The organism is Streptomyces sp. NPDC006326, from assembly GCF_040612915.1.
Classification (GTDB): domain Bacteria; phylum Actinomycetota; class Actinomycetes; order Streptomycetales; family Streptomycetaceae; genus Streptomyces.
The window spans coordinates 1-12,523 of sequence record NZ_JBEXRC010000090.1; the positions used below are offsets into that span (position 1 = coordinate 1).

The window sequence follows — 12,523 nt, forward strand, 5'->3', positions numbered from 1 at the left end:
GCCCGGACACGGGTCCGGGCGGGGGGCCGACGCCCCTTGGGAGGGTCAGGATGCGGGTGCGGCCTCCTCGTCCGCGTCCGCCTTCGCGGCTCCGGCGACGGCGGCCACGGCGGCGCCGACCGCGGCCTCGGCCACCGTCTCGGCCTCGTCCGCCGCCTTCGGCCCGGGAGCGTCGGGCACTTCGTCCGCCTCGGCCGCCGCCACGGCCGGCGGCTCCTCGGCCGCCGCGTCCGTGTCTGCGTCCGCGCCGGCTTCCGCCCCGGCCTCGGCCGGGGCCGCCGCCTGGGCGGGCACCGCCGCCGCGGCCACGGCGGAGCCGTGCGCACCGTCCTTGGCCAGGCCGTTGAAGACCAGGTTCAGCACGATCGCCGACGTGGCGCCGAGCGTCACGCCGCTGTTGAGGAGCGAGGAGAGGTCCGTGTCCATGTGGTCCTTGAAGAGGACCGGGACGGTGGCGGGCAGCAGTGCGAAGGCCAGGGAGACACCCACGACCAGCGCGTTCTTCTCCTCCTTGAGGTCCACCTTGGCCAGGGTCTGGATACCGGCCAGGGCCACCATCGCGAACATGACCGTCGCGGCGCCGCCGAGCACTCCGTGCGGGACGGCGGCGACGATGGCCGCGGCCTTCGGGAGCAGTCCGAGGATGATCATGAACACGCCCGCGGCGACCACCACGAACCGGCTCTTGACCTTGGTCATCCGGACCAGGCCGACGTTCTCGGCGAAGGCGACGTACGGGAAGGAGTTGAGGACACCGCCGAGCGCGGTCGCGGCCCCGTCGGCGCGCAGGGCGCGGGCGACGGTCTCGCTGTCGATGTCCTTGCCGACGATGTCGCCGACCGCGTACGTGTCACCGGTCGTCTCCACCATGGTGATCAGCATGACGATCAGCATCAGGAGGATCGGGAACCAGGCGAACTTGGGGGCCCCGTAGTGGAACGGGGTGGTGACGCCGACCCAGTCCGCCTGGGTCACGTCCCCGAACCGGGCGTCCCCGAGCACGAAGGCGACGAGCGTGCCGCCCACCAGGCCGAGCAGGATGGAGATGCTGGACAGGAAGGGCTTGCCGAGCTTCATCAGCACGAGGATGAAGAGCATCGTGCCGCCGGCGTAGGCGAAGTTCTTCGGGTCGCCGAAGCCGGGGCTGCCGAGGCCGCCCGCGGCGTCGTTCAGCCCGACCGGGATCAGCACGATGCCGAGCACCGTGATCACCGTGCCGGTGACCACCGGCGGGAAGAGCCGCATGACGGTGCGGAACGCCTTGGCGGGCAGCCAGGCGAAGGCGAAGGTGGCGATGCCGGCCGTGATCACCGCGCCGTAGATGACGAGCAGGCCGGCCGTCCCGCCGCCCGCCCCCAGCCCGATGGCGATCATCGGGGACACCGCGGTGAAGGTGACGCCCTGGATCAGCGGCAGGCGCGCACCGATGCGGCCGATGCCCCAGGCCTGGATGATCGAGGCGATACCGCAGGTGAACAGGTCTGCGTTGATCAGATAGACGAGCTGCTCCGTGGTGAGCCCGAGGGCGCCGCCCACGATGATCGGGACGATCACCGCGCCGGCATAGAACGCGAGTACGTGCTGGAAGCCGTACAGGGCGAGCTTGGGGAGGGGGAGCACCTCGTCGACCGGGTGGGTGCTCTGCTCTCCGTCGGCGGAGAGCCGGGCGGCGACACGTGCCATTGCCTTGCCCTTCAAGAAGTGGGTGATCGAGAGGAATCTGGTTATCCCTGGCCGGAGTGGGTCGCTAACCCGTTGGTCCGCCGGGGTTGTCAGTGCGTTCTCGTGAATCGAGGCCCCGCTGCGCTACCGGCGGCGACTCGTCATGTGACCGGAATTGAACGCCTGTGGGAGGGCTCACAGGTATCGGAGACTTCGACAAATTGTTGACCTCAGGCGGGCCCTGATCTGTGGGTTTCTCCAGTAGCCGTCTGCGGTCGGGACGGCGTATGGGAAACGGCGGCCGAACGGACCGGCCGTTGCCGCGCCGTCGCCGGGTCTACGCGCGGCCAACTGCGCGGACGTACGTGCGCGCCGCGCCGCGGCGCCCTGCCGCAGGCTTCGCCGCGGCTGTCCGAGGGGTGGGACGGGCCGACCGTCCCACGGGCCGGTACAGGCCCGATTCCGCCTCCGCGAGGCCGGATTGTTACCTACTTCCGGCCGGTTCCGGACGGATCCGGGCCGCATTCCGCACGCGTCGGGCCCGGCCGGGACGCGCGGTACGCGTCCTGCGCCGGGCCCGGGGCCGCGGAAGGAGGAACTTACGGCGCGCGGACCGCCGAGAGCAGGCGGGCCACCTCGTCCGTGCCGAGCCGCAGCGCCGTCCCCACCGTGGCCAGCACCTCGCGCTCCGCCGGGATGTACGGCCCGTCGGCGAGGGCGATCCGGGCGCCCTGCAGCAGGAGCGATTCACGGCCCGGCCCGGCGAGGTGCGGGGCCAGCGGTTCCAGGGCCTCGTGCAGCTCTATGGCCAGCGCGGCGCCGCAGCACTCGGGGTCGTCGTAGAGCCCGAGCCGGCCCTCGTCGGTGGCCAGCGCCGCCACCAGGGACTCCAGCTGCTCCTCCGTGCAGTCCTGGAAGCCGGCCGCCCGTACGGCCGACACGGCGGCCTCCAGGGCGCTGCGCGAGGCCGTCCCGCCCGCCGCCAGGACGGCCAGCGCCACGGTGTGCACGGCGTCGCGCAGCATGGCCGAGAAGCGGGTGGTGGTGAGGTGGTCGAGGACCTCGGTGTCGAAGCGCTCGCGGCATCCCTGGCACTCGACGACCGGCCCGACGTACCCGCGCGGCAGCAGCGGGACGCCGAGGACCGTGAACCGGCGGCGCCCGGTGCGTCGGCGGTAGTTGCGGTCACCACCGCAGCCGGGGCAGAAGAACTCCCCGTCACCCACGGTGCTCCAGGTGGTACGGAGGCCCCAGACCCTCAGCTTCCGGCCGTCCCCACCCCGAACTGGCAGCACGTCGCACCTCCGTAGCCTTCCGGCAGCATCGCCGGGTTGGCGTGATGTTAGCCACATCGGTGAGGATGCGTCAGTCGTGTGACAGGACAACCTCGCGCCGGACTCGGACTTGGCCGAAGTGCGCCCCCGGAAACGGCGGTGCCCCGCCCCGCCCCGGAGGGGCGGCACGGGGCCCGGACGTGCGGGGGGTCAGCGGCCCGCGCGGTTGACGGCGGAGATGACCGCCTTCAGGGAGGCGCGGGTGGTGTTGGCGTCGATGCCGATGCCCCACAGGACGCGGCCGTCGATCGCGCACTCGATGTACGAGGCGGCCACGGCGGAGGCGCCCTCGCTCATCGTGTGCTCGGTGTAGTCCAGCAGACGGGCGTCGATGCCGATGCCCGCCAGCGCGTCGAAGAACGCGGAGATCGGGCCGTTGCCGGTGCCGTTCAGGACCGTCTCCACGCCGTCCACGACCGCCTCGACGGTCAGCGTGTCCGTGCCGTCCTTGTCGGTGGCCGTCGAGCCCGAGCGCAGCTGGATGCGGCCCCACGGGTTCTCCGGGTTGGGCAGGTACTCGTCCTGGAAGACGGACCAGATCGCCTTCGGCGTGACCTCGCCGCCCTCGGCGTCGGTCTTGGCCTGGATGATCCGCGAGAACTCGATCTGCATGCGGCGCGGCAGGTCCAGCTTGTGGTCGTTCTTCAGGACGTACGCGATGCCGCCCTTGCCGGACTGCGAGTTGACCCGGATGACGGCCTCGTAGGAGCGGCCGACGTCCTTCGGGTCGATGGGCAGGTAGGGGACCGCCCACTCGATCTCGTCCACGGTCTTGCCCCGGGCGGCCGCGTCGGCCTCCATGGCGTCGAAGCCCTTCTTGATGGCGTCCTGGTGGGAGCCGGAGAAGGCGGTGTAGACCAGGTCGCCCGCGTAGGGGTGGCGCGGGTGGACCTCCATCTGGTTGCAGTACTCGCTGGTGCGGCGGATCTCGTCGATCTGGGAGAAGTCGATCTGCGGGTCGATGCCCTGGGAGAACAGGTTCATGCCCAGCGTGATCAGGTCGACGTTGCCGGTGCGCTCGCCCTGCCCGAACAGGCAGCCCTCGATGCGGTCGGCGCCGGCCATCAGGGCCAGCTCGGCGGCCGCCACGGCGGTGCCGCGGTCGTTGTGCGGGTGCACGGAGATGCAGATGTGCTCGCGGCGGGTCAGGTGGCGGGCCATCCACTCGAAGCGGTCCGCGTGCGTGGACGGCGTCGAGCGCTCCACGGTGGCGGGCAGGTTCAGGATGATCTCGCGGCCGGGGCCGGGCTGCCAGACGTCGCAGACGGCCTCGCAGACCTCCAGGGCGAAGTCCAGCTCGGTGTCGGTGAAGATCTCGGGGCTGTACTGGTAGCCGAAGACGGTCTCCGGGCCCAGCAGCTTGTCGGCGTACTCCATGACCAGGCGGGTGCCGTCGACGGCGATCTGCTTGATCTGCTCCTTGGAGCCGCGGAAGACGACCCGGCGGAAGGTCGGGGCGGTGGCGTTGTACAGGTGCACCGTGGCGCGCTTGGCGCCGACCAGGGACTCCACGGTCCGCTCGATCAGGTCCTCGCGGGCCTGGGTCAGCACGGAGATGGTCACGTCGTCCGGGATCGCGCCCTCTTCGATGATGGAGCGTACGAAGGCGAAGTCGGTCTCACCGGAGGACGGGAAGCCGACCTCGATCTCCTTGTAGCCCATGCGCACCAGCAGGTCGAACATCTCGCGCTTGCGGGCGGGGGTCATGGGGTCGATCAGCGACTGGTTGCCGTCGCGCAGGTCGGTCGACAGCCAGCGGGGAGCCTTGGTGACACGGGCGTCCGGCCAGGTGCGGTCCGGCAGGTCCACCTGCTCGTAGAAGCCGTACTTGTGGATCGGCATGCCGGAGGGCTGCTGCGTGTGGGTCGCGTTCGTGATCGGCGTGGGGCGACCGGCAAAAGTGTGCTGGCTCATGACGTAGGGCTCCTCGCGTGTCCGCGTTAGTTCGCTGGGACGGCCGACGGACGGGTCGTAAAATCCGCAACACCAAACTCCGCGGGGAGGGGGTCGGCCTACGACTACAGGCCCTCGCCGCGGCAGCTAAGGAGAAGCAGCCCGAAACGCATGATGGGCCGAGACTAGCTGAGCCGCGCCGTACGCGGGGACCTGTTCCAGTATGCAAGACCTACGTGTCCGATTTGTACTGAATGTGAAGTACGTCTCCCACCGCTCCGGCAGGTCCGGCGGATCCGTCAATCCGCCGCGACTGCTTTCAGACAACCGAATGAATCATGGTTGCAGGTAGTGACAGCTCCATGACCCACTGCCACATTGCCGGGATGGATGCCTCCCACGTTCTCCGCCGCCCCGTCTTCTGCACGGTGGTCCCGCCCCACCTGCTCGACAAGATCGCCCAGTCCGGGACCGCCCGGCGCGCCGACGCCGCGCAGCGCACCCTGGAACACGACGCCATGCTGCGCACCCGCCGCCGCGTCACGGCCGTACGGGCGCTGGCCACGCCCCCGGCAGAACCCGCCGGCGACGACCCGCGCCGCACCGTCTACGACGCCCAGCACCGCACCCGGCTGCCCGGGAAGAAGGTGCGCGGGGAGGGCGATGCGGCCACCGGGGACGCCACCGTCAACCGCGCGTACGCGGGGCTCGGGGCCACCTACGACCTCTTCCTCAAGGCCTACGGACGCCGGTCGATCGACGGCTCCGGGCTGGCGCTGGACGCGAGCGTCCACTACGGCGAGGACTACAACAACGCCTTCTGGGACGGGCAGCAGATGGTCTTCGGCGACGGGGACGGCGATCTGTTCGTCGACTTCACCGTCTCGGTGGACGTGATCGGGCACGAGCTCACCCACGGCGTCACCCAGTACACGGCCAATCTCCAGTACCACGGGCAGTCGGGCGCACTGAACGAGTCGATGTCCGACGTCTTCGGCTCCCTGATCAAGCAGTACTCGCTGGACCAGACCGCCGAGCAGGCGGACTGGCTGATCGGCGCCGGGCTGCTGGGCCCGAACGTCAGCGGCGTCGCCCTGCGCTCGATGAAGGCGCCGGGGACGGCGTACGACGACGACGAGCTCGGCAAGGACCCGCAGCCGGCCACCATGGACGGCTACGTGAACACCAGCCGGGACAACGGCGGGGTCCACATCAACTCCGGCATCCCCAACCACGCCTTCTACCTCGCGGCCACCGAGCTCGGCGGCAAGGCCTGGGAGCGGACCGGGAGGATCTGGTACGACACGCTGACCGGCGGCGAGCTGGCCCCGGACGCGGACTTCGCGGACTTCGCCCGGCTGTCGACCGCGACGGCCGTGTCCCTGTACGGGGAGGGCGGCGCGGAGCACCGGGCACTCCAGAAGGCGTGGTCGACGGTCGGCCTGGGGTAGAAAGCCGGGCATGCGGATCGTTGTGGTGCGGACGGGCGGTTTCACGGGCATCGAGCGCCGGGCCGAGGTGGACGTCTCGGGCCGCCCCGACGAGGAGGAGTGGCGGGCCCTGGCCCTCGCGGCGCTGGTGCCCGCTGCGCCGGGGACCCCGGCGGACCGGGTCCGGGACGGGTTCTCCTACCGGATCACGGTGGACGGCCGGGCCGTGCTCTGCCAGGACCCGAACCTCTCGGACGCGCAGCGGAAGCTGATCTCGCGGGTGCTCAAGGAGGGCGCTTGAATCCGTAGGCCCGGTCCGTTTTTGCCGGAACGGCAAGGTTCCTTGGCGGGGCGCGGGGCGGCGGCGCAGCATCGGGCTGTCCGTTCACCGCACGGGAAGAGGCCCCGCATGACGCAGCAGCAGCACCACGACCACCACCGGCACGCCCGCCACGCCGACCGCGTTGCCGAAGGGGGCGCGGGCGAGGAGTACTGGGACGACCGCTACCGCGAGAGCACCCGCGTCTGGAGCGGCAACCCCAATGCGGCCCTGGTCCGGGAGGTTTCCGGGCTCACCCCGGGCCGGGCCCTCGACCTCGGCTGCGGGGAGGGCGCCGACGCCGTCTGGCTGGCCCGGCAGGGCTGGCGGGTCACCGGCACCGACATCTCCGGCGTCGCCCTGGAACGGGCCGCCGCCCATGCGGCCGAGGCGGGGGTGGCCGACCGCGTCGACTGGCAGCGGCACGACCTCGCGGAGTCCTTCCCGGCCGGGGAGTTCGACCTGGTCTCCGCCTGCTTCCTGCACACGTACGGGGAGTTCCCCCGCGACCGGATCCTGCGGACCGCCGCCGCGGCGGTGGCCCCCGGCGGGGTCCTGCTGGTCGTCGGCCACGCCGGCTGGGCGCCCTGGCAGACCGAGGACCGCCCGGAGGTGCACTTCCCGACCCCGGACGAGGTGCTGGCGCAGCTGGAACTGCCCGACGGCGCCTGGGAGGTCCTGCTCGCGGAGGAACACGTACGGGTCCAGGACCAGCCCGACGGCACGCCCGGGCACCGTACGGACAACGCGGTGAAGGTCCGGCGGCTCGCCTAGGGCCCGTCCGGCTCGCCCAGGGCCGTACGGCTCGCCCGGGGCCCGGCCGGGTCGTCGGACCCGGCGGCCCCGGCGGCCCCGGCGGGATCAGAAGCCGAGCTTGCGCAGCTGCTTGGGGTCGCGCTGCCAGTCCTTGGCGACCTTCACGTGCAGGTCGAGGAAGACCGGGGTGCCGAGCAGCGCCTCGATGTGCTTGCGCGACTTCATCCCGACCTCCTTGAGGCGGGAGCCCTTCGGGCCGATGATGATGCCCTTCTGGCTCGGCCGCTCGATGTAGACGTTCGCGTGGATGTCCAGCAGCGGCCGGTCCGCGGGCCGGTTCTCCCGGGGGATCATCTCCTCGACGACCACGGCGATGGAGTGCGGCAGCTCGTCCCGTACCCCTTCCAGCGCGGCCTCGCGGATGAGCTCGGCGACCATCACCATCTCGGGCTCGTCGGTGAGGTCGCCCTCCGGGTAGAGCGGCGGGCTCTCCGGCAGCAGCGGGGCGATCAGGTCGGCCAGCAGCTGGACCTGGTTGTCGCCGACCGCCGAGACGGGGACGATCTCGGCCCACTCGATGCCGAGCTCCGCGCCGAGCTGGTGGATCGCGAGGAGCTGTTCCGCCAGGGCCTTGGAGTCGACCAGGTCGGTCTTGGTCACGATCGCGATCTTGGGGGTCTTCTTGATCGCGGCGAGTTCCTTCGCGATGAACTTGTCACCGGGGCCGAGCTTCTGGTCGGCCGGCAGGCAGAAGCCGATGACGTCGACCTCGGCCCAGGTGGTCCGCACGACGTCGTTGAGCCGCTCGCCGAGCAGCGTGCGCGGCTTGTGCAGGCCGGGCGTGTCCACCAGCACGAGCTGGGCGTCGGGGCGGTGCACGATGCCGCGGACGGTGTGGCGGGTGGTCTGCGGCCGGTTGGAGGTGATCGCGACCTTGGTACCCACGAGTGCGTTGGTCAGGGTCGACTTCCCCGCGTTGGGGCGGCCGACGAAGCAGGCGAAGCCCGCACGGTGCGGGCCGGTGGACTCGGGGGAACGATCGCTCATACGGGCCATTCTCCCCGATGCCGCTCCCCGCGCCGACCAGGTCGCGGCGGCGGGGGCGGGCGCGGGTCACGACAGGGTCAGCGTCAGGGTCGCCGCGTACGCGCCTGGCGGGGTGTACGGGGGGACCCGGAGCGAGAGCTGCGCGTCCACCGTGAACGTGCCGCCGGTCTCCGCGCCGTCCTGCGTCGACGCCAGCACGGCGCCCTCCGGCCCGACCACCCCCGGGCTGCCGGGGACACAGCGGCCCGGGCTCCCCGGGGCGGCCGTGCACGCGGGCGTCCAGCTCAGCGCGCCGCCCGGGATCCGGACTCCGCCCGGTCCGGTGAAGTCCGTCACCCTGCCGGTCAGCGACCACCCCGCCGGGCCGCCCCGGGTGTCCGCGACCGTGACAGTCCCGATCCGGCCCGGGGCCGCTCCCCCGGGCCCGTACGGGATCGCGCCCAGCACCACCGCCTCGCCGGCCTGCGTCATCGACAGCGTCCCCGGTTCGACCACCGCCGTCGCCGTCTGCGCGCGCGGCGGCGCCGGCGTGACCGCCGCGGACGGGACGGAGCGGGGGGCGGCGGTGGGCAGCGGCGCCGCGGTGAGCCGTGCGGAGACCGGCGCGCCGGTGGCGCTGCACACGGTGTCGAGGCCCTGGGGGTGGCCGGCGTGCAGGGTGTAGCCGCCGGGGGCGAGGGTGATCCCGCCCGGCGCGGTGACGGTGAAGCTGCCCGTCATCGTGACGGCGGGCAGCGCGGCACCCGCCTCCACCGGGGCGTTCCGCTCCACCCCCGCCACGGCGACCTCGCCGGTCTGCGCGCCGCCGAGGAGGACCCGTCCGGTCGCTGTCAGCACGTCCGCGGGCAGGGTGGCACCGGCCGGGTTCACGGCGGGGGTGGCGGCCATCCGGTAGGTCACGGTGACGGTGTCGCCGACGCGCGGCGCCGGGTCGTCGACGGTGATGCGGGCCGTGGTCGTACCGTCGGCCGGCGCGGTCCCCGCCCCCTGCGGAGCGAGGCACTGCGTCGGGAACTCCACCTGCCCCGGGGGCGTTTCCTCCTCGGCGGCGGCCGGAGCGCCGAGCCCTCCCCCGGCCGCGGCCGCGAACAGCGCCATGCCGAGGGCCTGTGCTCCTCGCCGGCGCCGGTCCCTGCTGCGCTGCCGTGCCCCTCTTCGCACTGCCCGCCCCCAGGGTTGCCTCTCCCACCGACCGGGGCCATTCACGGGCGGAGGGCGGGAGAAGTCAAGGGCCGGATCCGGCGCGGCCTGATGGGCCATCAGGAGATGGCAGGGTGGTGCGGCCCGTGGCGCCGCTGCCGGCGGCGCGGAAGGTGCGCCGGTAGGCCGTCGGGCTCACGCCCAGGGCCGCCTGTACGTGCTTGCGCAGCGATTGCGCCGTCCCGAAGCCCGTTTCCCGCGCCACCTGTTCCATCGGCAGCTCGGTGCGTTCCAGCAGCCGCCGGGCCCGCTCCACCCGCTGCCCGGTGATCCATTCGCCCGGGCTGACCCCCGCCTCCTCGCGGAACCGGCGCGTGAAAGTGCGCACCGACATGGCCTCCTGGCGGGCGAGGTCCACCAGGCGCACCGGCTCGTGCAGCCGGTCCAGCACCCAGGCCCGGGCGGCGGCGGTGCTGGCGAGCTGCGGCTGCGGCACCGGGCGCTCGATGAACTGGGCCTGGCCGCCGTCCCGGTGCGGCGGTACGACCGTGCGCCGGGCCACCTCGTTGGCGACGGCGGCGCCGTGGTCGCGGCGCACTATGTGCAGGCACAGGTCGATGCCCGCGGCGACCCCGGCGGAGGTCAGCACGTCCCCGTCATCGGTGTAGAGCACGCCGGGATCCACCCGTACGGCCGGGAAGAGGTCCTGGAAGTGTTCGGCGGAGGCCCAGTGGGTGGTGGCGGGGCGGCCGTCGAGGTACCCCGCGGCGGCCAGGACGTAACCCCCCGTGCAGATGGAGACGAGCCGGGTGCCGGCCCGGATGTGGGCGAGGGCCGCGGCGAGGCCGGCGGTCAGCCGCCCCTGCTCGTACACCGGGCCGAGCTCGTACGAGGCGGGTACGACCACCGTGTCGGCCGTGGCGAGCAGTTCGGGGCCGTGCTCGACGTCGATCGCGAAGTCGGCGTCGGTGCGCACCGGGCCGGGGGCGAGGGCGCAGGTGAGGATCTCGTAGAGCGGCGTCCCGGCGGAATCCCGGGCCCGGCCGAAGATCCGGTGCGGGATGCCGAGCTCGAAGGGCAGCAGCCCGGTGAGCGCGAGGACGACGACGCGGTGAGCGGCCATGGCCCGATCGTATCGAAGGGTGTCATTCAGGCCACTGTCGTGCGAGGGGCGCCCGGCCGGAAGCTGTCGGGGTGACGCAGACAGCCCCCGCCTCCACGCCCACCCCGGCCCCCGCCCGCACCACCGGGCCGGGGCGCCTTCACCGCGCCTGGTTCGTCGCGGCCGTCACCTTCGTGACGATCATCGGCGCCGCCGCCTTCGCCTCCCTGCCCGGCCTGCTCATCGAGCCGCTGCACGAGGAGTTCGACTGGTCGCGCGGGACGATCGGCTTCGCGGTCTCGGTGAACCTCGCGCTGTACGGGCTCACCGCCCCCTTCGCCGCCGCGCTGATGGACCGGTTCGGCATCCGCCGGGTCGTGGCGCTGGCCCTGCTGGTGATATCCGGCGGGTCCGTCGCCACCGTCTGGATGACCGCGGCCTGGCAGCTGGTGCTGTTCTGGGGCGTGCTCGTGGGCCTCGGCAGCGGCTCGATGGCACTGGCCTTCGCGGCGACGGTGACCAACCGCTGGTTCACCGCCCGGCGGGGCCTGGTCACCGGGATCCTGACCGCGGCCGGGGCCTCCGGTCAGCTGGTCTTCCTGCCGCTGCTGTCCTGGCTGGTGGAGCACCACGGCTGGCGGCCGGCGGCCGTGACGGTGTCGCTGGCGGCGCTGTCCGTGGCCCCGTTCGTGTGGCTGCTGCTGCGGGACCACCCGGCGGACGTGGGTCTCGCCCCGTACGGGGGCGCGTACGCGGCGAAGCCCGCCCCGATCGCGGGCGCGGCCCGCCGAGCGGTGACGGTGCTGTTCAAGGCGGCCCGGACGGGGCCGTTCTGGCTGCTCGCGGGCACCTTCGCGATCTGCGGGGCCTCGACCAACGGACTGGTCAAGACCCACTTCGTGCCCGCCGCCCACGACCACGGGATGCCCGTGACCGCGGCGGCCGGACTGCTCGCGGTGATCGGCGTCTTCGACGTGGTGGGCACCGTGGCCTCCGGCTGGTTCACCGACCGCTTCGAGGCGCGGCGGCTGCTGGCCGTCTACTACGCCCTGCGGGGCGTCTCGCTCCTCTTCCTGCCGCTGCTGCTGGCGCCGTCCGTGCACCCGCCGATGGTCTTCTTCATCGTCTTCTACGGCCTCGACTGGGTCGCGACCGTGCCGCCCACGGTCGCGCTGTGCCGTGAGCACTACGGGGAGGACAGCGCGATCGTCTTCGGCTGGGTCCTGGCCTCGCACCAGGTGGGTGCCGCGGTGGTGGCGTTCCTGGGCGGACTGGCGCGGGACGTGTTCGGCTCGTACGACGTCGTCTGGTATGCCTCGGGCGCGCTCTGCGCGATGGCGGCGCTGATGGCGATGGTCATCCGCCGCCGCCCCGCACCCGCGGCGGCGGTGTAGCGGCAGCGGCAGCGGACCGCCGGGGCGGGCGGGAGCGCGGAGCTCAGCCGCCGGCCGGGGTGGTCGACGTGAGGGTGCCGTCCGGGGAGGCCAGCAGGACCGGGGTCGCCGGGCCGCCGAGGTCGCGGACCGCGGCCCGGTCGGCGTCGGCCACCGTCGGCGCCGCGCTGACCACGGCGGCCGCCTCCAGGGACTCGGCCCCGCTCGCCACGGCCATCGCGACGGCGGTCTGGAGCGCGCTCAGCTTCAGGGACTCCAGCTCCACCGTGCCGGCGACGTAGGTACGGCCGGTCTCGTCGCGCACCGCAGCCCCCTCGGGCACGCCGTTGCGGGCCCGGGCGCTGCGCGCCAGCGTGATGATCTTGGTGTCCTCGGGGTTGATCCCGGTGCTGTCGGTCATGGCGAAAGCATATGGAGCGCCTCGGCGGGGCCGTGCAACGGCCCCG

11 protein-coding genes are annotated in these 12,523 nt (G+C 72.8%); 4 read left to right on the forward strand and 7 right to left on the reverse strand.

Translation table 11 applies throughout. The features are described from left to right. Positions 1-45: 45 nt before the first annotated feature. The 3 genes from ABZ128_RS34825 to leuA form a co-directional block, all read right to left on the reverse strand. Positions 46-1,683 (reverse strand): nucleobase:cation symporter-2 family protein, encoded by a 1,638-nt coding sequence (locus tag ABZ128_RS34825; protein ID WP_356853824.1) that lies wholly within the window; start codon positions 1,681-1,683, stop codon positions 46-48. Positions 1,684-2,261: 578 nt separating this feature from the next. Then, positions 2,262-2,957: a TerB family tellurite resistance protein gene (locus ABZ128_RS34830; RefSeq protein WP_356853826.1), complete on the reverse strand. Its 696-nt coding sequence runs from the start codon at positions 2,955-2,957 to the stop codon at positions 2,262-2,264. Between the two features lie 189 nt (positions 2,958-3,146). Continuing rightward, a complete protein-coding gene (gene leuA / locus ABZ128_RS34835) occupies positions 3,147-4,910 on the reverse strand; it encodes a 2-isopropylmalate synthase (protein WP_356853828.1) in 1,764 nt (587 codons plus the stop codon). 365 nt (positions 4,911-5,275) lie between these two features. Between leuA and ABZ128_RS34840 the strand changes: the two genes are divergently transcribed. The 3 genes from ABZ128_RS34840 (at position 5,276) to ABZ128_RS34850 (ending at position 7,412) form a co-directional block, all read left to right on the forward strand. Further along, positions 5,276-6,340: a M4 family metallopeptidase gene (locus tag ABZ128_RS34840; RefSeq protein WP_356853829.1), complete on the forward strand. Its 1,065-nt coding sequence runs from the start codon at positions 5,276-5,278 to the stop codon at positions 6,338-6,340. Between the two features lie 10 nt (positions 6,341-6,350). After that, a complete protein-coding gene (locus tag ABZ128_RS34845) occupies positions 6,351-6,620 on the forward strand; it encodes a protealysin inhibitor emfourin (RefSeq protein WP_356853830.1) in 270 nt (89 codons plus the stop codon). A 108-nt stretch (positions 6,621-6,728) separates the two neighbouring features. After that, the gene (locus tag ABZ128_RS34850; RefSeq protein WP_356853832.1) at positions 6,729-7,412 is read left to right on the forward strand and encodes a methyltransferase domain-containing protein; all 684 of its coding nucleotides are present in this window, start codon (positions 6,729-6,731) and stop codon (positions 7,410-7,412) included. 87 nt (positions 7,413-7,499) lie between these two features. On the opposite strand, the gene era is transcribed toward ABZ128_RS34850, so the two are convergent. The 3 genes from era to ABZ128_RS34865 form a co-directional block, all read right to left on the reverse strand. Then, complete coding sequence (gene era, locus ABZ128_RS34855; RefSeq protein ID WP_356853833.1) at positions 7,500-8,441, reverse strand: GTPase Era; 942 nt, start codon at positions 8,439-8,441, stop codon at positions 7,500-7,502. 66 nt (positions 8,442-8,507) lie between these two features. Next, positions 8,508-9,539: a beta-xylosidase gene (locus ABZ128_RS34860; RefSeq protein ID WP_356853835.1), complete on the reverse strand. Its 1,032-nt coding sequence runs from the start codon at positions 9,537-9,539 to the stop codon at positions 8,508-8,510. A 127-nt stretch (positions 9,540-9,666) separates the two neighbouring features. Continuing rightward, complete coding sequence (locus ABZ128_RS34865; protein ID WP_356853836.1) at positions 9,667-10,704, reverse strand: helix-turn-helix domain-containing protein; 1,038 nt, start codon at positions 10,702-10,704, stop codon at positions 9,667-9,669. A 71-nt stretch (positions 10,705-10,775) separates the two neighbouring features. On the opposite strand from ABZ128_RS34865, the gene ABZ128_RS34870 reads away from it, so the two are divergent. Next, on the forward strand, positions 10,776-12,077 hold the full coding sequence (locus ABZ128_RS34870; protein WP_356853837.1) for an MFS transporter: 1,302 nt from the start codon (positions 10,776-10,778) through the stop codon (positions 12,075-12,077). 43 nt (positions 12,078-12,120) lie between these two features. Here ABZ128_RS34870 and ABZ128_RS34875 read toward each other — a convergent pair whose 3' ends face one another. Continuing rightward, the gene (locus ABZ128_RS34875; RefSeq protein WP_356853839.1) at positions 12,121-12,477 is read right to left on the reverse strand and encodes a cytidine deaminase; all 357 of its coding nucleotides are present in this window, start codon (positions 12,475-12,477) and stop codon (positions 12,121-12,123) included. Positions 12,478-12,523 lie beyond the last annotated feature (46 nt).